This window comes from Blautia marasmi (assembly GCF_900258535.1).
GTDB classification, from domain to species: Bacteria; Bacillota; Clostridia; order Lachnospirales; family Lachnospiraceae; genus Blautia; species Blautia hominis.
The window spans coordinates 4,541,207-4,565,762 of sequence record NZ_OIWX01000001.1; the positions used below are offsets into that span (position 1 = coordinate 4,541,207).

At 48.0% G+C, this 24,556-nt stretch carries 28 protein-coding genes; 18 read left to right on the forward strand and 10 right to left on the reverse strand.

Translation table 11 applies throughout. The features are described 5' to 3' along the window. Window positions 1-7: 7 nt before the first annotated feature. Window positions 8-145, reverse strand: a complete 138-nt coding sequence (locus tag C6P39_RS27575; RefSeq protein WP_156087477.1) for a hypothetical protein — start codon at window positions 143-145, stop codon at window positions 8-10. 112 nt (window positions 146-257) lie between these two features. Here C6P39_RS27575 and C6P39_RS19835 point away from each other — a divergent pair, with 112 nt between their 5' ends. Next, window positions 258-452 carry a helix-turn-helix domain-containing protein gene (locus C6P39_RS19835; protein ID WP_095175092.1) on the forward strand — a complete coding sequence of 65 codons (195 nt, stop codon included), beginning with the start codon at window positions 258-260 and terminating at the stop codon, window positions 450-452. 103 nt (window positions 453-555) lie between these two features. Here C6P39_RS19835 and C6P39_RS19840 read toward each other — a convergent pair whose 3' ends face one another. Then, a complete protein-coding gene (locus C6P39_RS19840) occupies window positions 556-1,506 on the reverse strand; it encodes an MraY family glycosyltransferase (protein ID WP_104804941.1) in 951 nt (316 codons plus the stop codon). Window positions 1,507-1,864: 358 nt separating this feature from the next. Between C6P39_RS19840 and C6P39_RS19845 the strand changes: the two genes are divergently transcribed. Then, the gene (locus tag C6P39_RS19845; RefSeq protein WP_095175368.1) at window positions 1,865-2,158 is read left to right on the forward strand and encodes a phage holin family protein; all 294 of its coding nucleotides are present in this window, start codon (window positions 1,865-1,867) and stop codon (window positions 2,156-2,158) included. Between the two features lie 71 nt (window positions 2,159-2,229). Here the strand turns inward: C6P39_RS19845 and C6P39_RS19850 are convergent, their stop codons facing one another. Both C6P39_RS19850 and C6P39_RS27715 read right to left on the reverse strand, forming a co-directional pair. Next, window positions 2,230-2,409 carry an HMG-box domain-containing protein gene (locus C6P39_RS19850; RefSeq protein ID WP_065542391.1) on the reverse strand — a complete coding sequence of 60 codons (180 nt, stop codon included), beginning with the start codon at window positions 2,407-2,409 and terminating at the stop codon, window positions 2,230-2,232. A 21-nt stretch (window positions 2,410-2,430) separates the two neighbouring features. Next, entirely contained in the window at window positions 2,431-2,568 is a 138-nt protein-coding gene (locus tag C6P39_RS27715) for a hypothetical protein (RefSeq protein WP_167398047.1), read from the reverse strand. A 385-nt stretch (window positions 2,569-2,953) separates the two neighbouring features. Between C6P39_RS27715 and C6P39_RS19860 the strand changes: the two genes are divergently transcribed. The 9 genes from C6P39_RS19860 (at window position 2,954) to C6P39_RS19900 (ending at window position 12,569) form a co-directional block, all read left to right on the forward strand. After that, complete coding sequence (locus C6P39_RS19860; RefSeq protein ID WP_095175094.1) at window positions 2,954-4,633, forward strand: L,D-transpeptidase family protein; 1,680 nt, start codon at window positions 2,954-2,956, stop codon at window positions 4,631-4,633. 456 nt (window positions 4,634-5,089) lie between these two features. Beyond that, window positions 5,090-5,659 carry a glycerol-3-phosphate responsive antiterminator gene (locus C6P39_RS19865; protein WP_095175095.1) on the forward strand — a complete coding sequence of 190 codons (570 nt, stop codon included), beginning with the start codon at window positions 5,090-5,092 and terminating at the stop codon, window positions 5,657-5,659. Between the two features lie 180 nt (window positions 5,660-5,839). Beyond that, window positions 5,840-7,303, forward strand: a complete 1,464-nt coding sequence (locus tag C6P39_RS19870) for an NAD(P)/FAD-dependent oxidoreductase (RefSeq protein ID WP_104804943.1) — start codon at window positions 5,840-5,842, stop codon at window positions 7,301-7,303. Window positions 7,304-7,322: 19 nt separating this feature from the next. Further along, entirely contained in the window at window positions 7,323-8,597 is a 1,275-nt protein-coding gene (locus C6P39_RS19875; RefSeq protein ID WP_095175370.1) for an NAD(P)/FAD-dependent oxidoreductase, read from the forward strand. 2 nt (window positions 8,598-8,599) lie between these two features. Beyond that, window positions 8,600-8,965: a DUF1667 domain-containing protein gene (locus C6P39_RS19880; RefSeq protein ID WP_104804944.1), complete on the forward strand. Its 366-nt coding sequence runs from the start codon at window positions 8,600-8,602 to the stop codon at window positions 8,963-8,965. A gap of 29 nt (window positions 8,966-8,994) precedes the next feature. Further along, window positions 8,995-9,819 carry an HAD-IIA family hydrolase gene (locus C6P39_RS19885; RefSeq protein WP_207657143.1) on the forward strand — a complete coding sequence of 275 codons (825 nt, stop codon included), beginning with the start codon at window positions 8,995-8,997 and terminating at the stop codon, window positions 9,817-9,819. Beyond that, window positions 9,816-10,499 (forward strand): DNA/RNA nuclease SfsA, encoded by a 684-nt coding sequence (sfsA, locus tag C6P39_RS19890; protein ID WP_104804945.1) that lies wholly within the window; start codon window positions 9,816-9,818, stop codon window positions 10,497-10,499. Before C6P39_RS19885 ends, sfsA begins: the two co-directional genes overlap by 4 nt. Continuing rightward, window positions 10,496-11,548 carry an A/G-specific adenine glycosylase gene (gene mutY / locus C6P39_RS19895; protein WP_104804946.1) on the forward strand — a complete coding sequence of 351 codons (1,053 nt, stop codon included), beginning with the start codon at window positions 10,496-10,498 and terminating at the stop codon, window positions 11,546-11,548. The genes sfsA and mutY overlap by 4 nt, the downstream gene beginning before the upstream one ends. Before the next feature lie 4 nt (window positions 11,549-11,552). Then, a complete protein-coding gene (locus C6P39_RS19900) occupies window positions 11,553-12,569 on the forward strand; it encodes a glycosyltransferase family 2 protein (protein WP_095175099.1) in 1,017 nt (338 codons plus the stop codon). Window positions 12,570-12,664: 95 nt separating this feature from the next. On the opposite strand, the gene C6P39_RS19905 is transcribed toward C6P39_RS19900, so the two are convergent. The 3 genes from C6P39_RS19905 to C6P39_RS19915 form a co-directional block, all read right to left on the reverse strand. Beyond that, on the reverse strand, window positions 12,665-13,312 hold the full coding sequence (locus C6P39_RS19905; RefSeq protein WP_095175100.1) for a phosphatase PAP2 family protein: 648 nt from the start codon (window positions 13,310-13,312) through the stop codon (window positions 12,665-12,667). A 137-nt stretch (window positions 13,313-13,449) separates the two neighbouring features. Then, window positions 13,450-14,283 (reverse strand): glycerophosphodiester phosphodiesterase family protein, encoded by an 834-nt coding sequence (locus C6P39_RS19910; RefSeq protein WP_187144043.1) that lies wholly within the window; start codon window positions 14,281-14,283, stop codon window positions 13,450-13,452. A gap of 18 nt (window positions 14,284-14,301) precedes the next feature. Next, on the reverse strand, window positions 14,302-15,225 hold the full coding sequence (locus C6P39_RS19915) for a diacylglycerol/lipid kinase family protein (RefSeq protein WP_095175101.1): 924 nt from the start codon (window positions 15,223-15,225) through the stop codon (window positions 14,302-14,304). Window positions 15,226-15,533: 308 nt separating this feature from the next. On the opposite strand from C6P39_RS19915, the gene C6P39_RS19925 reads away from it, so the two are divergent. After that, a complete protein-coding gene (locus C6P39_RS19925; protein ID WP_065542372.1) occupies window positions 15,534-16,004 on the forward strand; it encodes a methylglyoxal synthase in 471 nt (156 codons plus the stop codon). Window positions 16,005-16,119: 115 nt separating this feature from the next. Here C6P39_RS19925 and C6P39_RS19930 read toward each other — a convergent pair whose 3' ends face one another. Together C6P39_RS19930 and C6P39_RS19935 are read right to left on the reverse strand one after the other, a co-directional pair. Next, window positions 16,120-16,896, reverse strand: coding sequence for an N-acetylmuramoyl-L-alanine amidase (locus tag C6P39_RS19930; protein WP_095175110.1), 777 nt, complete (start codon window positions 16,894-16,896; stop codon window positions 16,120-16,122). Between the two features lie 30 nt (window positions 16,897-16,926). After that, window positions 16,927-18,264 carry an MATE family efflux transporter gene (locus tag C6P39_RS19935; protein WP_104805997.1) on the reverse strand — a complete coding sequence of 446 codons (1,338 nt, stop codon included), beginning with the start codon at window positions 18,262-18,264 and terminating at the stop codon, window positions 16,927-16,929. Between the two features lie 240 nt (window positions 18,265-18,504). Here C6P39_RS19935 and C6P39_RS19940 point away from each other — a divergent pair, with 240 nt between their 5' ends. After that, entirely contained in the window at window positions 18,505-19,128 is a 624-nt protein-coding gene (locus tag C6P39_RS19940; RefSeq protein ID WP_104804947.1) for a hypothetical protein, read from the forward strand. A 60-nt stretch (window positions 19,129-19,188) separates the two neighbouring features. On the opposite strand, the gene C6P39_RS19945 is transcribed toward C6P39_RS19940, so the two are convergent. After that, window positions 19,189-19,875, reverse strand: a complete 687-nt coding sequence (locus tag C6P39_RS19945) for a GTP pyrophosphokinase (protein WP_104805998.1) — start codon at window positions 19,873-19,875, stop codon at window positions 19,189-19,191. A gap of 297 nt (window positions 19,876-20,172) precedes the next feature. Between C6P39_RS19945 and C6P39_RS19950 the strand changes: the two genes are divergently transcribed. The 5 genes from C6P39_RS19950 (at window position 20,173) to C6P39_RS19970 (ending at window position 24,551) form a co-directional block, all read left to right on the forward strand. Further along, a complete protein-coding gene (locus C6P39_RS19950; protein WP_104804948.1) occupies window positions 20,173-21,030 on the forward strand; it encodes a DUF5685 family protein in 858 nt (285 codons plus the stop codon). Further along, a complete protein-coding gene (locus tag C6P39_RS19955) occupies window positions 21,023-21,676 on the forward strand; it encodes a J domain-containing protein (RefSeq protein ID WP_104804949.1) in 654 nt (217 codons plus the stop codon). Before C6P39_RS19950 ends, C6P39_RS19955 begins: the two co-directional genes overlap by 8 nt. Beyond that, window positions 21,667-22,206 (forward strand): hypothetical protein, encoded by a 540-nt coding sequence (locus tag C6P39_RS19960; RefSeq protein WP_065542366.1) that lies wholly within the window; start codon window positions 21,667-21,669, stop codon window positions 22,204-22,206. Before C6P39_RS19955 ends, C6P39_RS19960 begins: the two co-directional genes overlap by 10 nt. Before the next feature lie 3 nt (window positions 22,207-22,209). After that, on the forward strand, window positions 22,210-23,490 hold the full coding sequence (locus tag C6P39_RS19965) for an L-cysteine desulfidase family protein (RefSeq protein WP_104804950.1): 1,281 nt from the start codon (window positions 22,210-22,212) through the stop codon (window positions 23,488-23,490). Between the two features lie 161 nt (window positions 23,491-23,651). Then, the gene (locus C6P39_RS19970) at window positions 23,652-24,551 is read left to right on the forward strand and encodes a DUF445 domain-containing protein (protein WP_095175117.1); all 900 of its coding nucleotides are present in this window, start codon (window positions 23,652-23,654) and stop codon (window positions 24,549-24,551) included. Window positions 24,552-24,556 lie beyond the last annotated feature (5 nt).

The following is a 24,556-nucleotide window of genomic DNA, read 5'->3' on the forward strand; positions in this document are numbered from 1 at the left end:
GGTAAGACTAATCTTCCAGAAGTCCCATCTCTTTTGCTTTTTTTATAATATTTTCCAGGGTTTTGTCCTCATACCTGTCACAGCTTTCAAGGAACTGTTTCTTGTCGTATTCTGATGAATGTTTTGGCTCTTCATGATTTGTCATAAAATATTCCCCCATTTCATTCTTTTGTTTTAAATATACTCAATATTTTGAGTATAGTCAAGAGATTGAGTATGATACTATTCAATAAATGTTTTGGATAGGAGAAGTGTTTATGATCAGTTATAAACCGTTTTACGAGACACTGTTCCGGAGAGATTTGACGGAGTATCAATTGATTCATACCCATGGTGTATCAGCCCATACCCTGTACAGGATGAAAAAGGGTGAGGCCATTACCACAAAGACCATTGATGTGCTCTGTGATATTCTAAATTGTGATGTTCAGGATATTATTATTCATATCTGATGGCTCAGTTCTGAGCCGACACCGGACCGTGTATGAGGGCAGCAAAATGAGGGGGAAAGGAAAAAGAGAAACACAGCTGTCATGGCGTGTTTCTCTTTCTTTTTTATTTTACCAGCAAGTATGCTGCAACAGCCAGGATCACCTGGATGATCAGGAAACGGACAACAACCTGAGTATCTGACCAGCCGCATTTTTTTCTTACGTGGTCATGAATGGGGGTTCTTGTATTTTTCAGGATGGAGATCTTTAAAAATCTTTTCAGGAAGAGTTTTACAAGTCCCAGGCCGCCGTCAATGATCAGTACACCTGCCAGCAGAAGGTAGATGACCGGATGATGGGATTTGATGGCGATCACTGCAATATAAAAGCCCAGTGCCCGGGAGCCGGCGTCCCCCATCAGCATACTGCTGGGGGAGGAATTAAAGTACAGGTATGCCAGCAGGACAGCGGCAAAAAGGAAATTGGCGATCACGTAAGTTCCCAGAGTTTCTTTAAAAATCAGGCCAAAGGACAGCATCACGATCACACAGAGACTGGCGCACAGCCCGTCCACACCATCGGTACAGTTTGTTACATTGATGGAGACCCAGAAGAGGATAATGCCCAGTATGGCAAAGACCGCTTTGGGTATTTCCAGCTCCGTAAAACCAAGGGAGATGGTGGTACTGTTAAAATTCAGGAAAGTGAGAACAGCCACAGCGGAGATGATGAGGTCGATCAGACCTTTTTTGTATTCATTCCACGGCGTCTCAGCAGCATCGTCCAGGTATCCGCTCAGCATAATGCAGAAAAGCAGTATGGCGTAGACGATATACTCTTTGTCAAGAGGCATAAAGAGAACCGTGCCGATGATAAAACAGATGACAAACGTCAGCCCAACGCCTCTTGTCTTACCTTTTGAGAGTGCGCCGTTTAAGGCGAAATCCCGTCCCTGGTCACTGGGGAGAAAGGAAAAGGGATGTTTCAGGGCAAAAAATGTGATGAGAAAGGTAATGATGATTCCCAGCATTACGATCTGTTTTGTATCTAAATATTGATTCAGTAAATGGTACATAAGATTTCTTTTGCTTTACAGCAATCCTCCTTCTTTGCTTTAGAAACTTTTAGTAACAGTTCAGCCTTCCTCTGTCCCGCCAGATGCTGCCTTGCAATTGCAAGACAATCCCGAGACGGCCTCGCGCCAGACTGCGGTCTATGCAGTCTGTACCCTAAAGGGCAGGACTGTGCATGCTTTTGCTGCTATGAAGCCGGAAGGTTGAATAGTAACCGCTTTTAGTATAACACATCCGGATATGCGGGGAAACGGTATTTTGCAGGAATTATCATGGAATGGAAAAAAATACACCGGTCCCGGCAAGTTAAGCCTGTCAGCGCATATGATGGTAAGAGAGGCAGTATTATGGGGAGGGGAAATGGAGACTATAATGGAATATGTAAAACCTGAGCTTCTTGTGGTGGCCATAGTGCTCTATTTTGTGGGCATGGCGCTGAAACAGTCCCAGGCAGTAAAAGATAAGTATATCCCTCTGATCCTGGGAGCAGCAGGAATCCTTATATGCGCGGTATGGGTACTTGCAGTCTGTGATGTCCATTCTCCGCAGACAGCCGCAAAGGCAGTGTTTACTGCTGTTACCCAGGGGATTTTGGTAGCGGGGCTGAGTACCTATATCAATCAGATCATTAAGCAGTCAGCCAAAAATGAATGAAGGGACAGAAAAACCGACTGTGCGGCGCAGAGGATCCTGCGTGTCACAGCCGGCTTTTGAAGCAGCGCATCTCAGGGGCGGAACATGGATTCCACATACTCCCGCATTTCGTGGCGGGAGTTTACCTGTCTGGCTTTGTCTACCAGAGGCTTCTGTTCAGATTTGGGAAGCTGGGCAAAATGGTTCAGGATGTCTGAATGCTGCGCCAGTTCCATGGTGAAGCCGATGGGAAGTTCTTCATTGTCGATCATCAGAATTCACCTCGCTTCCTGTCAGCCTTCTCCGCTAGGGCCGTCTTTGCGCGGCACTTCGTCGGGGATCACGTCTGTGGCGTTTGACTCCCTGGGCAGGTCGATCTCAGGAATGTTTCCGTCATCATAGTCGTTTTCGTAAGGTTTTTCTTTTAACATGGCAGTATCCTCACTTATTCTGCTTATATTGGGCGGCAGCAGTTGCCTGCGCTGCAGAATTAGTATGCGGAGAAAAATATTTTTTATTCCTTGTGACACTTTTCGACACTTTCGTGCGTCTAATATATGGTTGATCCATTCCCAGCAGAATTCTGTGACAGGATAGAATATGAAGAAAATATTTCACATACACTAAAAGGAACAGAAAGTATGACAAAAGCTTTAAATTTTTTTTAGGATTCATTTATATTTATCCGGTTGTAGAATTTTGTGTTATAATAGACAAGTATTCGCGTTTATGTCGAATATAGGCGGCTGCAGCATGGAAAATGAAGCGTAGATGGCTGCAGTACCCACAGAAATGTAATATCGGGGAGCAAATTAGATGAAAAAAAAGACACAGCAAAAGAAATTGCAGCAGGCAGAAGAACAGGCGAAAGCTGCTGTCCGGCAAGGGGAGGCAGAACAGACACAGCCTAAATCAGAGATGGAAGCCAAAATTGATTCTGCCATGGAGAAAATCATACAGGATACCATCGGAAGCCAGGCGGAAACCGCTGCTTACCGGGAGCCGGATAAAAAAACTATAAAGATGCAGAAAAAAGCAGCCAAAAAAGAAATGAGGGCTGAGGAAAAGAAGGGTAAAAAGACCGGGATCAAAATTGCACTTGGCATCACAGGTGCTGTGGTCATACTGGCAGCTGCCGGCTATGGCGCGGGCGCTTACTATTATAAAGACAAATTCTTTAAGGGAACAACCGTAAACCATATAGCTTGCGGGAACTTGACTGTGGAGCAGGCGGAAGATTTGATACGGAAAAAAGTTGAGGACTATTCTGTTCAGGTGCAGTTCAGAAATGACCAGACAAGAGAGATCAAAGGACAGGACATTGGTTATGCTTATGTCAGCGACGGAAGTGTGCAGAAACTTTTAGATGAGCAGAATCCCTTCACCTGGATAACAGGATATTTCAGGGATACCGATCATGAGGCTGAGGAGAACATCCAGTATGATAAGGAGGCATTGAAAGCCCAGCTTCAGTCTTTTGACTGTATGCAGGCCGCCAGCATGGAGGCTCCAACGGATGCGTACATTACTTTCCAGGAAAACCAGTTTGTCATTGTGGATGAGACGGCAGGCACCACCGTACAGGAGGATGTTATCCTCTCCGCTCTTGAGCAGGCTGTGGCCGGCAGTGAGGAATCAGTTTCCGCTGAGGAGGCAGGTGCCTATGCAGCTCCGGCTGTCACAAAGGAGGACCCCACTCTGAATCACCAGAGGGATGTGTGGAATTCCTGTGCAGCCGTAACGGTCACCTATACCTTCGGAGATAAGACAGAAGTGCTGGACGGTATGACCGTGAAAGAGTGGATGACCTACGACGAGAACGGTAATTATGTGGAGGACCCGGCAACACTGGAGGCCAGAGTAACGGAGTTTGTCGCCTGGCTGGCGGAAAACTATGATACCGTGGGCAGGGACAGGACCATAACAAGCACAGCCACAGGGGAACCGATCACTGTTTCCGGCGGCAATTACGGGTTCCAGATAAACCAGTTAAAGGAAAAGGCCCAGCTTTTAGAGGACATTGCCAACCATGCAGTGACGGTCCGTGAGCCTGTGTATTCCAAGGCTGGTGTGGCATACGGGGAAAATGATATCGGCGGAACCTATGTGGAGATCGACCTGACCAGCCAGCACCTTTGGTTCTACAAGGATGGAGCACTGCTTATGGATACGGATTTTGTATCCGGTACTTATGTCATGAGAGACAGAAGGACGCCGGGAGGTGTGTATTCTCTTATGTATAAACAAAGAAACCAGGTGCTCAGAGGACGGAAACTGGAGGACGGCACTTATGAGTATGAACAGCCTGTAAAATATTGGATGCCCTTTAACGGCGGCATTGGTCTGCATGATGCCAATTGGAGATACAGCTTCGGTGGCTCCATCTACCGCACCAGCGGCTCTCATGGATGTATCAACCTGCCCACTGCTGCAGCTACAACGATATACGAAAATATAGAGGCGGGCTGCCCGGTGGTATGTTTCTACAGAGAGTAACAAGCAGTCGGCAAAACCGCAGCCGCTATCTGGCGCGTAGCTGTCTCGGGATTGCTTTGCATTTGCAAGGCAGCACCTGGCGGGACAACATCCCCGGGACATTGGGCTGTGAACAGTAACGAACTGTTACGGAAACATTACAACAAGTGACATTTATGCTTGCATGGCACAGGGGGATGTGCTAAGATGTAAGAAGAGACAGGAGACAAGAGGATAAAGCCGTATGACGGCTTTATTGTCTTGTCTTTTTAAAATCAAATAGTTTACTAGTACAGCATTGCGTAAGTTTCGGTGATAGAGTGCCTGATATTTTCGTCAGTGCAAGGCGCCAAAGCGACGGCGCAGCGGTTCCTACGACTAGCTTCGGCAACGCGGCACTGGCGTAAATAGCGGGTGCTATATCACCGGAACTTATGCAACGCTGTACTAGTTTACAGTACGGAAATGGAGTGTCTCATGAAACAACAGGATATTTTAGAACAATTTGAGGACTGCCCTGTGGTGGCAGCCATCAAGGATGAACAGGGACTTAACAGGTGTCTGGGATCTGACATCAGGATCGTTTTTGTGCTCTATGGGGATATCTGCAGTATCGGTGATATTGTGGGGCGCCTGAAAAAGGGCGGCAAAACCGTTCTGGTACATATTGACCTCATAGGAGGCCTGAGCAGCAGAGAGGTTGCCGTAGACTTTTTGAAAAACACCACAGAGACAGACGGTGTGATCTCTACCAAGCCTGCCATCATCAAACAGGCAAAGGAACTGGGACTGTTTGCGGTCATGCGTTTTTTCGTTATCGATTCCATTGCCTTTGAGAGTATCCGAAGACAGACAGAGAGTGTGCATCCGGATATGATAGAAGTGCTTCCGGGTGTTATGCCCAAGATTATTGCGAGGATCTGTATACACAGCAGAACACCTGTCATTGCAGGGGGGCTGATCGCGGATAAGGAGGATATCATGGCAGCACTGAGTGCAGGAGCCGTATCCATATCCACCACGAACCAGAAAGTCTGGTTCATGTAAATAGAATAGATAACGCTGGAGAACAGAGACAAAGCGAAGGACACATGTCAGAAGCATGTGTATTCGCTTTGTCTCTTTTTTGTGCAATGGGTGAATAAGATACAGCCGAAAATGGCTGTACTTTGGCCCGTGGCTCCGGTTCGCCGGATCTTTTATTACAAAAATAGGAGGAATGAGAAAATGAAATATGATGTGATAATTATCGGGGCTGGAGTTGTGGGAAGCTCTGTGGCAAGGGAGCTGTCCAGATACAGCCTGAAGACAGCCGTGCTGGAACGGGAGGAGGATGTCTGCTGCGGTACTTCCAAGGCCAACAGTGCGATTGTCCATGCCGGTTTTGATGCGGAACCGGGCTCCATGAAGGCCAGGATGAATGTGAGAGGCAGTAAAATGATGAAAGCGCTGTCAATGGAACTGGATTTTCCATACAGGCAGAATGGTTCTTTAGTCCTCTGCTTTGATGAGCATGATATCCCGAAGCTGGAGGCATTGAAAACGCGTGGGGAGGAGAATGGGGTGGAAGGCTTAAGGATCGTGAGGGGAGAAGAGATCCATAAACTGGAGCCAAACATTTCCCACCAGGTTAAAGCCCTGTTATATGCCCCCACCGGCGGAATCGTATGTCCCTTTAAACTGACTATCGCCATGGCGGAGAATGCCTGTGTGAACGGTGTGGATTTCTTTTTGGATACAGAGGTAAAGGCAGTCAGAAAGCTGGATAAGGGCGGTTACGAAATTGAGACTGACCGGGAATACTACGAGACAGCGTGCGTCATCAATGCAGCGGGTGTATATGCTGATGTTTTCAACAATATGGTGAGCAGCCAAAAGCTCTCTATCACGCCCAGAAAAGGGGAATACTGCCTGCTGGATAAAAAAGCAGGGGATTTTGTATCCCACACAGTGTTCCAGCTTCCAACAAAGATGGGAAAAGGGGTCCTCATTACCCCCACAGTGCACGGCAATCTGCTTGTAGGTCCCACGGCGGATGACATTGAGGACAAAGAGGAAATCCAGACAACTGCCGGGGGACTTGAAAAAGTGGCATCTCTGGCACGTGTCAGTGCTGCAGATGTTCCCCTGCATATGGTGATCACGTCCTTTGCAGGTCTTCGGGCCACAGAAAAAAATGAGGATTTTGTTCTGGGTGAAGCTAAGGATGCGGAAGGCTTTTTCAATGCGGCGGGGATTGAGTCACCGGGCCTGTCAAGTGCTCCTGCCATAGGAGAATACCTGGCACAGATGACAGCAGAGTATCTCCATGCAAAAAAGAAGGACGATTTTATCGGCACAAGGGAGGATATTCCCAACGTGGCGCAGGCCTCCCCGGAGGAAATGGCAAAGCTGATCCAAAAAGACCCGGCTTACGGCAACGTCATCTGCCGCTGTGAGACTGTGACGGAGGGTGAGATCATAAATGCCATAAGACGGCCTTTGGGCGCCAGGTCTTTAGATGGTGTGAAGCGGAGAACCAGGGCGGGAATGGGCAGATGCCAGTCAGGCTTCTGCGCACCCAGGACCATGGAAATACTGGCAAGAGAGCTGCATTTGGACCCACTCAGCCTTACAAAGGCAGGCAAAGGGTCAAAGCTTCTTACAGGTGTGCTCAAAGACGGGGAAGCAGGAGAGAATAAGACAGTTTAAACGGGGAAAGAGAGGAAAGATCATGTGTTATGATTTAATTATAATCGGTGGAGGCCCGGCAGGACTGGCGGCCGCTGTATCTGCGAGAAAAGAAGGGGTGGAAAACATCCTGATCCTGGAGCGTGACAGGGAACTGGGCGGAATCTTAAACCAGTGTATCCACAATGGATTTGGTCTCCATACCTTTAAGGAGGAACTGACAGGACCGGAATATGCATGGCGTTTTATTGCCCAGGTGGAAGAGATGGAGATTCCCTATAAACTGCACACTATGGTTCTGGATATCCGGGATGGGGAAGCATGTAAAACCGTTATGGCTATGAACAGAGAGGACGGTCTTATGATGCTGGAGGCCCGCGCCGTGATCCTGGCTATGGGCTGCAGGGAGAGGCCAAGAGGCGCCCTGAATATTCCGGGTTACCGCCCCGCCGGTATTTACACTGCGGGAACAGCGCAGCGTCTGGTGAATATGGAGGGATATATGCCGGGCAGGGAAGTGGTGATCCTGGGCTCCGGTGATATTGGGCTGATCATGGCAAGGAGAATGACCCTGGAGGGTGCCAAGGTAAAAGTGGTGGCAGAGCTGATGCCCTTTTCCGGCGGCCTTCAGAGAAATATTGTACAATGCCTGAATGACTTTGATATTCCGTTAAGACTCAGTCATACCGTGGTTGATATTCAGGGAAAGGAAAGAGTCACAGGGATCACCTTGGCGCAGGTGGATGAGAACCGGAAGCCGGTCCCAGGAACCGAGGAGTTTTACGCCTGCGACACATTGCTTCTTTCCTGCGGCCTGATCCCGGAAAATGAGTTGTCAGGAAAAATAGGCGTGGAACTGTCCCGCGTCACCTCAGGCCCTGTGGTGAATGAAAGTCTGGAGACCAATGTGCCGGGTGTCTTTGCCTGCGGCAATGTGCTCCATGTACATGACCTGGTAGACTATGTCTCCGAGGAGGCAGCAAGGGCCGGTGCCTGTGCGGCCGCGTATATCCGGGGAGAGAAGGAAAAAAGGGATGCAAGGTCGATCCGGGTTTTGGCTGTGGATGGCGTGCGTTACACAGTGCCCCAGACCATCCGGCCTGCGTGTATGGAAGATACCCTTACCCTGCGTTTCCGGGTGGGCGGTGTTTACAGGGACTGTTATGTGAGTGTGTACCTGGGTGAGAGGCGGATCTGGCATAAGAAAAAGAGAAAGCTGGCACCCGGTGAGATGGAGCAGGTTGTATTGAAAAGATCAGATTTGACAGACGATGAAAGTTTCGATAAGATTACTGTGAAAGTGGAGGAGGCATAGAGATGGAAACGAGAGAATTGATTTGCATTAATTGTCCTCTGGGATGCAGTCTTACTATTACAATGGAAAACGGAGCTGTGAAAAAGGTGGAGGGAAACACCTGCAAAAAGGGTGAAGCTTACGGAAAAAAAGAGGTGACCAACCCCACCAGGATTGTCACATCCTCTGTCCGTGTAGCCGGAGGCACCCTTCCGGTGGTATCCGTCAAGACAGCCTCCGATATTCCAAAAGGAAAGATTTATGACTGTGCAGAAGCTTTAAGAGCCGTCCGGATGAACGCCCCGGTACATATTGGAGATGTGGTGCTTAGAAATGTGTGCGGAACCGGTGTGGATATCATTGCCACAAAAAATATACCGGCGGTATAAAAAGAACGAAGATTTACAAGGAGAAGAAAATGCTGACAGATAAGAACGGTAAAAATGCAGAAAGCCTGAGAGACAAGAAGCTATATCTTCTGGATATGGATGGGACGATTTATAATGAAGATGAAATATTTGAGGGAACACTGGATTTTCTGGATGAGATCGAGAGAAGAGGCGGACAGTACATCTTTATCACCAACAATTCCTCCAAGTCGGTAAACGACTATGTGGAGAAGGTATCTAAGATGGGGATCCGGGCAGGATATGAGAATTTCTACACATCCAGCCAGGCAACTGCTATGTATATCAATGAAAATTATCCGGGACAGGTGGTATACTGCATGGGAACCCGTTCCCTGGTAAATGAGCTGCGTGAGGCCGGCATACAGGTAGTCACAGAGGTGGATGACAGGGCCACGGTTGTACTCATTGGATTTGATACGGAAAATACCTCTGAGAAAATCAGAAATACATGCATTATGCTGGGCAGGGATGTGGTATATCTGGCTACAAATCCTGATTTTGTATGCCCGGTGAGCTTTGGTTATATCCCGGACTGTGGCTCTATGAGCATAATGCTGAAAAATGCCACAGGAAAAGAACCATTTTTTATTGGTAAACCTGAGCCGATTATGGTAAACTGTGTATTAAAGAAGCTGGACATGAGGGCAGAGGATGCTGTCATTATTGGTGACCGGCTCTACACAGATATTAAAACCGGAGTGAAAGCCGGGGTGGATACCATCTGTGTGCTTTCCGGTGAAGCGACTACACAGGACATAGAAGAAGGAGATGTAAAGCCAACCTATGTCTTTGACAGCGTAAAAGAGATCTATGAGGGACTGACAGAAGCATGAGATATAAGAATATCAGGGAAGGGCGCTTTGTAAGCCGCCCCAACCGTTTTATTGCCCGTGTGGAGATTGACGGGCAGGAAGAGGTCTGTCACGTGAAAAACACTGGAAGGTGCCGGGAATTATTAGTTCCCGGCGCCTCTGTTTTTCTGGAGAAAAGTGACAAAAAAGAACGTAAAACAGCATATGACCTGATAGCCGTGAGAAAGGGAGAACGCCTGATCAATATGGATTCCCAGATTCCCAACCGGGTGGTGGAGGAGTGGCTGCGAAAAGGAAATCTCCTTGGGGAGGGCGCCTATATCCGGCCGGAGACAAAATACGGAAATTCCCGGTTTGACCTGTACATGGAACAGGGGGAACGGAAAATCTTCATGGAAGTAAAAGGCGTGACTCTTGAGGAGGATGGAATTGTCCGCTTTCCGGACGCGCCCACCGAGCGAGGCATCAAGCACATAAAGGAACTGTGCCAATGTATAAAAGACGGCTATGAGGCGTATATTATGTTTGTTATCCAGATGAAGGACGTGAAATACTTTGAGCCTAACAAAAGGACGCACGAGGCGTTTGCCCAGGCACTTTTGGAGGCAGAACAGGCAGGTGTACATGTACTGGCCTATGACTGTTTGGTAGAACCGGACGCCATTTGTCTTGGGGAACCGGTGGAGGTGCAGCTTTTATGAAACTGGAAGAGATAACAGAGCCTTTGCTTTCCTGGTATGAGGAGAACAAGCGGGATCTGCCCTGGCGGAGGGAACCGACACCGTATCATGTTTGGGTGTCGGAGATCATGCTGCAGCAGACCAGGGTGGAGGCTGTGAAAGACTATTACCGGCGGTTTCTCGCGGAACTTCCCGGAATCCGGGATCTGGCAGCCTGCCCGGAAAATAAACTCTTGAAATTATGGGAGGGTTTGGGCTATTATAATCGTGTGAAAAATATGCAGAAGGCAGCAAAAGAGATCGTCGAAGAATACGGCGGGAATATTCCCCCGGATTATGAAAAGATCCTGGCGCTTCCTGGCATTGGCAGTTACACCGCAGGCGCTGTCTCCTCCATTGCCTTTGGTCTGAAAAAGCCGGCTGTGGACGGCAATGTACTGCGTGTCATTTCCCGGATCACAGAAAACGGGGAGGATATCCTAAAGCAGTCTGTAAAGCGGCGCGTGGAGCAGGAATTGGAAGCTGTCATGCCAGAGGACCGGCCGGGGGCCTTTAATCAGAGCCTCATGGAGCTGGGGGCTACGGTGTGTATACCGAACGGTATGGCAAAATGCGATGCCTGTCCTGTACGTCATCTGTGCGGCGCCCGGGCTCACGGTACGGTTCTGGATTTTCCGAAAAAAGCGGCGAAAAAACAGCGCCGGATTGAGGAAAAGACAGTCCTGCTCATACAAAACGGACAGGAATATGCTATTTGCAAGCGTCCGGATAAAGGGCTGTTGGCAGGTTTATATGAATTTCCAAATATGGAAGGGTGGCTTACCCAGGAGGAAGTGTTAAGTGCAGTGGAGGAATTAAAACTCATGCCCCTGCACATAAGGGCTGCCGGGGAAGCAAAGCATATTTTTTCGCATGTGGAGTGGCATATGAAAGGATATGTGGTAAAAGTTGCTTCCACAGAGGAGAAAAAGGCAGGAAACCTGCTTTTTATCAATAAAAAAGAGTCGAAGGGAAAATACCCGATTCCCTCCGCTTTTTCCGCATATAGAAAATATATTGAGGAGGACTAATTCAATGAAATTATTGTCCGTTGCAGTTCCCTGTTATAATTCCCAGGCATACATGGAAAAATGCGTGGATTCCCTGCTGGAAGGCGGGGAGCAGGTGGAGATTTTGATCGTAGATGACGGGTCCGTGGATGACACGGCGAAAATTGCAGACGATTATGCTGCCAGATATCCCGGCATCGTGAAAGCCATTCACCAGGAGAACGGCGGCCATGGGGAGGCCGTGAACACAGGCCTTAAAAACGCAACCGGAATCTTTTTTAAAGTGGTGGACAGCGATGACTGGGTGAACAAGGAGGCCTATGAAGCAATCCTGACAAAGCTTTCAGAGATTGTCGGCGGACCACAGACCCTGGATATGATGATCAGCAACTTTGTCTATGAAAAACAGGGCGCCAGACGGAAGAAAGTCATGCGTTATAAGAAATACCTGCCCCAGGGAAAGATCTTTACCTGGGAGGAAATCAGCAAAATGCCGGTGGGGAAATACATTCTGATGCATTCCGTGATCTATCGTACCGGACTGCTCAGAGAGTGCGGCCTGGAACTGCCGAAACACACCTTTTATGTGGACAACCTGTTTGTTTACCAGCCTCTTCCCTCGGTGAAGACCATGTACTATATGGATGTGAATTTTTACCGGTATTTTATCGGCAGGGAGGACCAGTCCGTTCATGAGGATGTCATGATACGCAGGATTGACCAGCAGCTTTTAGTGAACCGTCTCATGATTGATTCCGTGGCGGGAAAGAGGATCGGTGACAAGCATCTGCGGCAGTATCTTCTGAGATACCTGGACATCATCACTGCAGTATCCTCCATCATGCTGATCCGCTCCGGGACAGAGGAGAACCTGGAGAAGAAAAAAGATTTGTGGAAATATTTGAGAAATGAGGATATCCATATTTACAGAAAGCTCCGTCTGGGCATTCTGGGCAGAAGTGTGAACCTGCCGGGATGGAGCGGGAGAAATATTTCTGTGGCAATCTATAAAGTGGTGCAGAAATTTTATGGGTTTAATTAAGGTGTCTGTCCGGGTATAGCAAACAGACAATGCCGGCATATAAAAAGGACGTTCCAAAAGCGGAACGTCCTTTTTATATGCCGGGCCAAACGGCCTCATTTTACAAATGCGGGTTGTTTCTGCCGGGCCGGATGTGCTTTGTAGAACATCTGATAGCAGAACACATTCAGCGCAAACGCTGCTACCACATCCACCAGTGTATGCTGCTTTAAGAATACAGTAGCCATGACGATAAGTATGGTCAGAAGCAGGGTACTGCCAAGCAGTATGGGATGCTTTCTTGCTTTTGCGTTTTTGAAAACTGCTGTGCAGCAGGCCACGGAATTGAATACATGGATGCTGGGCAGTATATTAGTAGGAGTGTCGATCCGGTATAAATGCCTCACCAGTTCAATGAAGATGCTGTCACCGGTAAGCTTGGGACGCAGGTCCTGCCCATTGGGGTAAATGTAGGAGATGACGAGAAACAGTGTCATACCCACTCCAAGGGTAAAGATCAGTTGGTAAAATTCCCGTTTGCTGTCATTAAAAAAAGAAAAGTACAAAACAGTGACCGCGATGTAGGCGAACCACAGCAGATACGGGACGATGAAATATTCACAGAAAGGGATATAATCATCAATCTTCATATGGATGATATGGGGCCGGACATCGCGCTGTTCCAGGTACTGGAAAGCCGTAAGGTAAATGATGCCGTATACCGGAATGATCCAGGTGTGTTTATATTTTTTCAGCAGATTCATAAAATCACCTTCTTTTCGATGCCAAAGCCTTTCTTTATCCTGCCCATTATAGCACAGGAAAATCAAGATAACAATGGGATTTACAGTAAATTCAGAAAAGCTTCACATCCAATTCACACTCTGAAAAAACTGTCCGGTTATGCCTGTTTACGTGGAAGAAAACTGTCAAAAATGACGGAATCAAAACGTTTTTTACACGTTTCATAAGCCTCCGGTGTGCGCAGTGTCCAGGCAAAAACAGGGGTTTTGTAGAGATGGCGGACCAGGCAGAAGCTCAGGTTGCGGCTGTCCTTATAGCAGTAAGCAATAAAGTCGGGACGCCCGATGCAGTTGGTGAGCAGGTGTTTTACCAAAAAACTCAGCACATATCCGCCCTCAGCCACCGGGCTTGTCAGGTTGGAGGAGAGCTGCCCTCTTACCACTCCGGGCCGGTTGCGCCGGTACCAGAAAAGCGCCAGGGAATTAAAAGATTCAATACAGTAACTGCCTTTATATCCCTCTAACAGTTTATCCACAAGAGCACAGGGATATGTGTGGTGGGAGTGAAGTTTTATCTCGATCAGTAAAGGGACCCGGCCATCCACCAGTTTCAGTACATCTGAAAACAGAGGGATCTTTTCTCCGGTGTTCTGCAGAAAGAGCTTTTGCAGTTCCTCATAGGTCTTTGTCTCCAGAGGCAGGTCAATGCCGCACATGCGGCCCAGTGTATAATCGTGGAATACCACGATCTTGTTGTCTTTTGTAACCTGAACATCCAGCTCAATGGGATATCCGCACAGGACTGCCCGTTCAAAGGCGGGCATGGAGTTCTCCGGAATGCCTTCTTTTAGGTCAAATAATCCTCTATGTGCAAAGAGTCTGTGCATAAAGGCCCGAGTTTGGGATTTTCTTGTAAAACGCGGCATAATACAGTAAAAATAAAGTAAAAAACCGAGAAGTACAATGGCAGTCATTATCAGCAGTAATTTCATAAGTAAACCTTCTTTCAACTATCCGGTGATGACAGAGATCTGTTCCGGCGCGGTTCTCAGGGAAAGAGAACGCCTGAATCCAAAAGATTCCCCGTCACAGTGTACAGGAAGAGGACGCCGGCTGATGATTTCCACCACATGCCCCTGTTCTATCTGTATGCCTTTAAACCATATGTGTTTCCCAATAAATGCAGTGGGCAGCATGGTAATGATTTTTAGTTTGGAGAGTTTTCCGGCTACACAAATGTGGATCTTGCCGTCAGAGTAATCTGCATCCGGGCAGAATTTACAGCCTCCCCCCTCATATTTCAGATTCATGCCCGCAACAAAAAAACAGCGGGGAAAACGGGAGATCTTTTTCTTGTCCAGCCTGATATCCACAGGACAGGGGCGGTACAGAAACAATTGTTTCAGGGCGATAGCCGCATAAGTAAGCTTGCCTAGGTGGTATCTGTTCAGAAGATCCTTGAGGCCGGAATGCAGAGCTTCATGACAGATGGAGGCGTCAAATCCTATGCCGGCACTGATGAGAAAATACCGCTTTTCTTTCTCCGACTGTGCGATGCCAATATCCATCTTTTCAATACATGCGGGAGCCAGGATCTGCTCCACAGCTTTTTCAGTATCTTTCGTAAGCCCAAGGCCTCTGGCAAAATCATTGCCGGAGCCTGTGGGAATATAGCCCAGGGTGATATGGGTGTATACTGTTTTTACAAGACCGTTTATCACCTCATTCGCTGTGCCGTCTCCGCCTACAACAACCAATGTACAGGGGATAGAGAGGGCGGCTATCTGATGTGCCAGCTCGGCGGCGTGTCCCTGCCGCTGGGTAAAATAGGCCTCGTATTCCAGGTTTTCCTCATCCAGACGCTTTTTTACGTTGTCCCAGATTTCCTGTCCTTTGCCGGAACGGGAGCGGGGATTGATGATAAAATAGTACATACGCTTCTCCTTCTTTGCCATTATTGTAGCAGTTTCCCGTTGTGAGGACAAGTAAAATATGATATGATAAAAAAAGCAGATACATGGTGGTTACTGTACACAGGCCACTGTACCGGGAGGCGTTTTCATGCCGGAAGCATGAAAATCCCGAGGCAGCCAGCGCGATATGGGGCAGAATGCTCCATATCTGTGCATCGCGAAGCGTGTTACTGGACACGGAGTGTACAGTAACACATGGTGCAGCCAGCCACAGAGTGGGCAGCAGCAAATACTGTGATCATACAGACAGCTGAAAGGAGTTAAGATACATGGACAACGAATTTGTAACATTTACTATAGGAAAGAAGAAACATATTGCATTGATCGCGCATGACAATGAAAAGCCGAAGCTGATAGAATGGTGCAGAGAGAATTACGATATACTGAAGAACCACAGCCTTTACGGGACCGGCACTACCGCAAGGCTGATCGCAGACAAGGCCGGCCTGCGCGTCAAGGGATACAACAGCGGCCCTCTGGGCGGTGACCAGCAGATTGGCGCCAAGATTGTGGAGGGTGTCATTGATTTTGTTGTGTTCTTCTCAGACCCTCTGACAGCACAGCCACATGACCCTGATGTGAAGGCACTTATGCGTATCGCGCAGGTATACGACATTCCCATGGCGATCAACAAGGCTACAGCAGATTTTATGATCCATTCTCAGTTTATGGATGGAGAATATGACCATGAAGTGATCAACTTTAAAAAGAATGTGGAGAAACGTGCAGACTCCATGTGAGGTGATATGATTTTTATTATAAGATAGGAAAAGATGTCTTCCTGCTTTGCGGCAGAAGACATCTTTTTATATGCGGTATTTTTTATACTGCTCCGCAGCGGGTTACTTTATAAAATCAGGTTGTGATCCAGGTACTATAACCTTCCCGCCGCAGTGTCTGTTCCATTCTCACGGCATTTGCCAGGTACTGGTAGGCGCCTACCTGTACTTTGTAAAAGCCGTCCTCATTCAGGATAAAGGCAGGAAATCCTTTGTCCTGCAGTTCGTAGAGCAGATTGTCAGCATATTGTTTTTCCCTGAACATGCCTACCTGCACCCGGTAGAGGACAGGTTCACCGGCAGGGGGACGTTCCACTTCTTCCTCCTCCAGAGTTCCAAGGATCGCATAGGCAATACTCTGTGCGATCTCATCGAATTTCTCATCGAACAAGGCGTTGTCTGCGTCGTTGTTGATAAAACCCGTCTCGATCAGGACAGCGGGCATCTTTGTGCGGCGAAGGACCACCAGTCCGGGTCTTGCCTTCACACCAAGGTTATTAAAGCCCAGTTCCCCTAATGCCCCGTTGATATTTTCCGCCATCTCAACCTTGGGACCTGACAGGTCATAGACCAGGGTTTCCACACCGGAATACTGGTTGGCCTGGGGGCTTGAGTTGCGGTGGAAGGAGAAAAACCAGTCTGCACCGGCATCGTTAGCGATGCGGGCTTTCTCAAATGGTGTCTGATATACATCTGTGGTGCGGGTGTACACCACATCCACCCCGTTCTGGGAGAGGATCCGTCCTACGGCCAGAGCCAGGCGGAGGTTGTCATCTTTTTCCTGACGGCCCTTATAGACAGCACCGGGATCTGAACCGCCGTGCCCAGCGTCTATTACAATTTTATATGCCAAATGGTGACTCCTTAAATCGCTTTATGACTATTATATGCGCTGACTTTCGTTTTGTGTCCTGCACAGACGGCGGAATTTGAAGATCAGGGGCAGGATCATGAGACACCAGATGATAGGCTCTGCAATAATGATTCCCATATACTGAAGCACAGGAGTCAGAAACAGTGCGATCAATACTTTGCCTATCAGTTCAATGAAGCTGGATATGACAGGGGTGATATGGTCACCGATAGCCTGCAGGGCATTTCTTAAGATGTTGATTCCGCAGGCCACAAAATACAGCAGAGAGTTGATGCGCAGGTATCTGGAGGCGTTTTCCACAACCACAGGGCTGCTGCTGCCCGTGACCAGATGGATCAGGAAGGGAGCTGCCGTGTAGCTTAATAAGATAATGACGAAAGTCCACCCCCATGTGATGAACAGTGCCTGCCGGATTCCGGTTTTTACCCGGCAAAACTTGCCGGCGCCGAAGTTCTGCCCGCAGAAGGTGGCCATGGTCACGCCCATGACGGAGATAGGCAGAAAATAAAATTCGCAGATTTTCCTGGCGGCTGTGTGTGCCACAATGATCTCTGTGCCGAAGGTATTGATGGCGCACTGGAGGGCAAGGGTACCGAAAAATACCAGGGACATCATAAGTGCCATGGACAGGCCGGAGGAGAAGAGCACTTTCACCATGGTCCGGCTCAGCTTAAAATCTTCAGGCTTTAAGCGGAAGATGGGATAGCGTTTCCACATGTATATAAAACTCAGCACCACGGACACACTCTGTGCCAGGACAGTGGCCAGGGCAGCACCGCGGACGCCCATATGGAACTCCAGGATGAACAGCAGGTCAAGCCCCACATTCAGTAGGGCAGCGCAGACCAGAAATAAAAGCGGGGCCACTGTGTCCCCCACAGCCCGCATGATACCGGCCAGCGCGTTGTAGAGCATGGTGATGAGCATACCCATAAGAATGATCCTTATGTACCCGGACGCTTGGGGAAGGAGATGCTTTGGAACCTGCAGGAGAGATAAAAATCCGTTGAGCCCCAAAAGAGATACTGCCGTCAGTACCACTGTGGTCAGAAATCCCAGCAGAAACGTTCCGGCCGCCGCTTTTTTGAGCCGTTCCTTTTTATCAGCGCCGAAGCTCTGGGAGACAATGATGGAAAAGCCGTTGGTCAGACCCTGCAGAAAGCCGATGAGCAGTGTACTGATGGCAGTTGTTGCTCCCACAGCGGCCAGAGAGGCTTCACCGAGTGTGCTTCCCACGATCCTTGTGTCAGCCAGACTGTAAAAAAGCTGGAACAGATTGCCCAGACATACGGGAAGCGCAAAGGAAAGCATGAGTTTGGTAGGGTTTCCCTGAGTCAGATTCTTCATAATTTTTATTCTCCAATGATCATTTTTCTCAAAATCCTTTACCATAATATCACAAGACCGGAAAATAACAAGTTCTAAGTTGCTGTCCACAGGGGGAAACGGTAAGGTAACCGTTTGGCTGTCTGAACTGATACACGGTAATTCTAAAATCTCCATAAAGTCTTTTAAAATCCCTTCCTTTCTTAATTCAGAAGTGATAAAATCTAAATCAACACAAAAAAAGGACGGATGAATGAACAAATGAAGAAACCACAGATGAAAGATGAGACAAGAAAAAAAGTTGATAACTTCTGGTACTATTATAAGTTTCATGTGCTGATCGGAGCATTTCTGCTTTTTATGGCAGTCGTATTTATTAAAGACATGCTGAGCAAAGTGGATTATGATTATAACATTGCTTTTGTCACAGATTACATGATCGCGGATGAGGACAGCCAGGCTCTGCAGAGTTATTTTGAGGCCAATGCAGAGGACCTGAACGGGGACGGGGAAGTCCATGTGCAGATACAGAATTATGTTCTGCCTGCAGAGGATGCCCAGGGATATGATCCCCAGATGCTGGCAGCAGGCCAGACCAAGATGACCGTGGACCTGCAGGAAGGAACCAGTATGATCTTCTTTATCAGTGAACAGAATTATGAAAAGTTCAAAGACGCTGATGTTTTTCCGGAAAAATTGGAAGACTTTACAAAGATGGAAGACTGTGCCGCCTATGCCGAGATGGGGAACCCTTCGTCTGTCAAGGACCTGTATGTTGCCATGCGCAGCCTGGAAGGAACCAAGATGGAGAAGGATGAGGAGATGTTATCTTATTATGACGCCTGTGAAACACTTTTGAACAAATTTGTTTCCGGTGGAAAGTGACAGAAAGCACGCACTGCGGGCTTCCTATTGTCACGAATAAAAAGATGATTAGGGAACTTGTCAGTTCAGTTCCCCGATCATCTTTTTAATATTCTGCATTTGATTGTCCACCGCTGTGATGGTGTGGGCGCATTCCAGAAGCTCCATGCTGATGAGTTCATGGTCTTTGTTGCTGCCCAGCTCCTTTTTATACCTGAGCTGGTGCTCCAGGCTGGCCCAGAAGTCCATGCCTATGGTCCGTATCTGTACTTCAGCCCGCATGGGGGTCTTTCCCTCTGCGAAGAAGACGGGAATCTCCACGATCATGTGGTAGCTCCTATAACCGTTGGGTTTGGGATTCAGGATGTAATCTTTGATGCGGAGGATCTTAATGTCGTCCTGCTCTGCAAGAAGATCAGCAACCGTGTAAATGTCATCTATGAAGGAACAGATGACGCGGATCCCGGCCACATCGTTTAATTGTTCCCTGATATTGGTCTCTGTGAATTCGTATCCCAGTTTTTGGAGCTTGCTGTAGATACTCATGGGCTTTTTGATCCTCGTCTTGATGGAGGAGATGGGATTACGGTTGTACTTTACGGAAAATTCGTCATCCAGCACCTCCAGTTTTGTCTGTATCTCCCGGATGGCACAGCGGTACATCATCATAAGAGAATTGTAATAATCCGTGTTCTTTATAAAGCGCTCCGGGAAGCGCACATCAAATTCCTGGGGAGGAATGCTTATATCTTCCTGTGTATTCTGCAAAAAAATGCCTTCTTTCGTGTTTTTTTCCAGTATGTAACAGTTCACACAAGCTGAACCGTTACGCATCCGGCCATTAAAATCGCTTCGCGATGGGCTGGATAAAGCTGGCACTACTTTTTCATACGGTCAGCGCTGTAAATGCGCAGACCTGTCTGAACTGTTACTTCAGTATAACGGAAAATTAAGGTTACGTCAATGTGGGGATGGTATTTTGCGGAAACTTATAGTATAATAACATAGACTATGTCAAGAAGTAAGAACCTGCAGCAGCAGGCAGGAGAAAGGCAGCTAAATCATATGTTTGGATATGTGACGGTGGATAAACCGGAGCTGAAAGTCAAAGAATTTTATCAGTATAAGGCATATTACTGCGGACTTTGCAAAACCCTGAAAGAAGAATATGGATTTCAGGGCAGGATGACGCTTACCTATGATATGACATTTCTGGTGGTGCTCCTCACTTCTCTTTATGAGAGCGAGACCAGGGAGATCAGTTCCCGATGTCCGGTGCATCCGGTGAAGAAGATCCCCATGCTTCAGAATGAGATCACGCAGTACGGCGCCAGGATGAATATCCTGCTCTCTTTTTACCATTTTGCCGATGACTGGCAGGATGAAAAGAGTATGAAGGGACTGGCAGGCATCCATCTGTTTAAGAAAAAAGCCAGGAAAGTATGTCAGGAATACCCAAGGCAGAGTAAGGCGATCAGGCTGCAGCTCAAAAAACTTTCCGATCTCGAAAAGAGGCAGGAGAAGGATCTGGATCTGGTGTCCGGCTGTTTCGGGGAACTGATGGCAGAAATATTTGTTATCCGGGAGGATGTCTGGGAAGACTATTTAAGGAAATTCGGTTTTTATCTGGGAAAATTCATTTATATTATGGATGCCTACGATGACCTGGAAAAGGATATGGAGAAGGGCAGTTATAACCCTCTGAAGTACCTTTATGAATCCTATGGGGAGGATAAAGAAGGATATGAGAAAGAAGTATACGATATCCTTCTCATGATGATGGCTGAGGCCAGCGGTGCCTTTGAGATGCTTCCCTGTGTGAAGGAGGCGGAGCTGCTTCGGAATATTATCTATTCCGGTGTCTGGTCAAAATATAATAAATTAAAAAAAGAAAGACAGGAGATAAAAGAGAACCATGATTAACAATCCTTATGAAGTGCTGGGCGTTTCACAAAATGCCAGCAATGACGAAATCAAGAGAGCATACCGGGATTTGAGCAGAAAATACCATCCCGATTCCTATGTGGACAATCCGCTGGCAGGACTGGCAGAGGAGAAGTTCAAGGAAGTACAGGAAGCGTATGACCAGATCATGCGTGAGAGGGACGGAGGCTACCAGAGCGGTTACGGCAGCAGTTCAGGCAGCAGTTACAGCTCCGGAGGATACAGCCAGCAGAACTATGCGTCACAGGAGGATGGCTTGCAGCTTCAGGCAGCAGCCAACTATCTCAATGCCCGCCAGTACCAGCAGGCCCTCAATGTGCTTTCCCGCATACAGAACAGAAGTGCCCAGTGGTATTATTTGAGCGCAGTGGCCAACATGGGAATGGGAAATAACGTAAATGCCCTGAATCTGGCAAGACAGGCATCCAGTATGGAACCGGGCAATCCGGAGTATTCCAATCTGGTGAACCGCCTGCAGTGGAACAGCCAGCGCTACCAGGGCGGCGGCAGCCCTTACGCAAACAACGGCGGCTCCTCCTGCGGTACAGGCAACTTCTGCTGTGATCTATGGTGTGCTGACAGTATGTGTGAGTGTATGGGAGGAGATCTTTGTCCATGCTTGTAAATGGAAAGAAAATGGCCGTGTCCGGCCTTCTGATGGCATTATCGGTAGTCATGATCATACTCAGCGGTGTCCTGGACTTTAACACGCTATTCTTTCTGGCAGCGGCAGCCTTCTGTGTAGGGATCATTGTCCGGGAATATGAGCTGAAGACAGGAATTGTTTTTTTTGCAGGTACTCTGCTTTTGGGTTTTCTTCTGGCACCTCAGAAGCTGTACTGTATCACCTTTGCCATGATGGGAGCCTATGTGCTTTTTGTGGAGGGCCTGTATCGTTTCCTCGGAAGACACCAGAACATAAAGAATCCGAAGCTGGTCTTTGGGGCCGGGAAATTTGTGATTTTTAATCTTATGTATCTGCCTGCACTCTTTCTGTTCCCAAAACTGCTTTTTGCAGGTGAGATATCAGGAAAAGTGATGCTGTTCTTCCTGTTGGGAGGCCAGATCGCCTTGTTTTTGTTTGACAAGGCGTATGAATACTTTTTGATCCGCATGTGGGGGAACTGGCGCGGAAAATTATTTGGGAGAGGGTAAAAAATGATGACAAATGAAATGATAGAAGATTATATAAAGATCCTGGAATCTGAACTGGTTCCTGCCATGGGCTGCACAGAGCCCATCGCGCTTGCGTACGGCGGTGCCAGGGCGAGGGAGATATTGGGCGGGATGCCTGAAAAAGTCATTGCCAAATGCAGCGGCAATATCATTAAAAATGTACGCTGTGTGACCATACCTAATTCCAAAGGTCTGGTTGGTATAGAGGCCGGGGTACTTCTGGGCATTGCCGGCGGAAATGCCGGGAAGCAGATGGAAGTCCTGGAGGATGTTTCAGATGCGGACATTGAGATGGCGAAACAGATGCTGCAAAAAGGTATCTGTAAGGTGGAATTCCTGGACAGTCCCAGTGTGCTTCATATTATTTTGGAGCTGTACACAGAGGAGCACAGCGCAGTAGTGGAGATCCGTGACGGACACACCAACATCACCAGCATCCGAAAAGACGGAGAAGAACTGCTGGAGGGTGCCGCTAAATTTGAGTATGATGACACAGATGAGAGAAAAGTCATCCTGAATATGGAAAATATCAAGGAGTTTGCCGACACGGTGGAACTTTCCAAAGTGCAGCATCTCATTGAACGACAGATCACCTGCAATATGGCCATTGCCAATGAGGGCATGAAGGGGGAATATGGTCTGGGACTTGGGAAACTTCTGGTGGAATCCTACCCGGATACCACGCTGAACCAGATGAAAGCCTATGCAGCAGCAGGTTCAGAGGCCAGGATGGGCGGATGTGACCTTCCGGTCATCATCAATTCCGGTTCCGGTAACCAGGGCATTGCCTCCTCCGTACCGGTGGTGGTGTATGCCAGGATCAAGCAGGTGGACCAGGAGACACTTTACCGTTCCCTGGTATTCTCCAATCTGCTGACGATCTACCAGAAAACTTATATCGGCAAGCTGTCCGCCTTCTGCGGTGCGGTTTCCGCCTCCTGTGCCAGCGGTGCAGCTCTCACCTATATGGTGGGCGGTACTCTGGACCAGATAAAAATGACGGTGGAAAATACATTGGCTAATATTCCGGGCATTATCTGTGACGGAGCGAAGATCTCCTGTGCAGCCAAGATAGCCACCAGCCTGGATGCTGCCATTATGGCCCATAACCTGGCAATGAAAAACAAAGTCTATGCCCCTTACACGGGAATCCTCCAGGAGGATACCCCTGAGACCATCAGTTGTGTGGGATACATAGGCAAGGAAGGCATGAAGCAGACCGACAAAGAGATACTGAAGATCATGATCGAACATAACGAATAAAATATGTAACTATTCAGTAGGTCTGCGCATTCACTGCGCTGACCGTAAGAAAGCATTTTGCAGCCAAGCAAAAATCCCATCGCCAAAGGCGATTCTGTATGGATTTTTGCCTGTAACTGTGAGGGTACTGAACAGTTCCATAACGAATAGAAGGGATAGCAATGGAATTTTTACGTTTATTGGCCGGGCCGCTCATCGGAGCGGTCATTGGCTACTGTACAAACTATATTGCAGTGAAAATGCTTTTTCGCCCCCTGTATCCGGTGAAGATCGGAAATTGGACACTGCCCTTTACACCTGGTATTATACCCAGAGGAAAAGGCAGACTGGCGAAGGCTCTGGGAAGTGCTGTGGGTGACCATCTGATCACTAAGAAGGACCTGGAAGACATGCTTTTGTCCGAGGGTGTGAAAAGTACTATTGTCAGCCGGATCAGCCAAGGCATACAGAAAGTGCAGAACAGTGATGATACGGTTGAGAGTTTCCTGCAGCACTATGTGGAACAGGATGACTATGAGACCATGCGGGGAAAACTGGAGAATTTTATTACAGACCGTATTACAGAAGGGCTGGACAAGCTGGATGTAGGTGCCATCATCGCGGAGGAGGGTGCCAAGGAAGTGAAGCAGAAATTCCAGGGTTCTATGGTGTCCATGTTCCTTACGGATGACCTGATCAACTCCATTGCGGAACCGATCGGCAGAAAAGTGGGGGATTATATCAGAGAGAACGGCCATGACAAGATCCACCCGGTCGTAGTTGGGGAGATCGCCGCTGTGGAGAGCCGCAGGATCAGCGATATTGTGGAATCCATCCCTCTGGGTGAGGATAAGATCAGCGCTCTGGTGGAAAGCATCTACGTGAAATTTGTAGGTGACAAGGCAGGCGAACTGGCTGAAAAGTTCCAGATCGCAAAAGTAGTGGAGGAAAAAGTAAACGGCATGGATGTGCTGGAAGTGGAGAATATCCTCATGTCTATTATGAAGAAAGAGCTCAATGCGGTCATTAATCTGGGCGCATTGATCGGATTCATCATCGGACTGCTGAATCTGCTGCTGTAAGATGG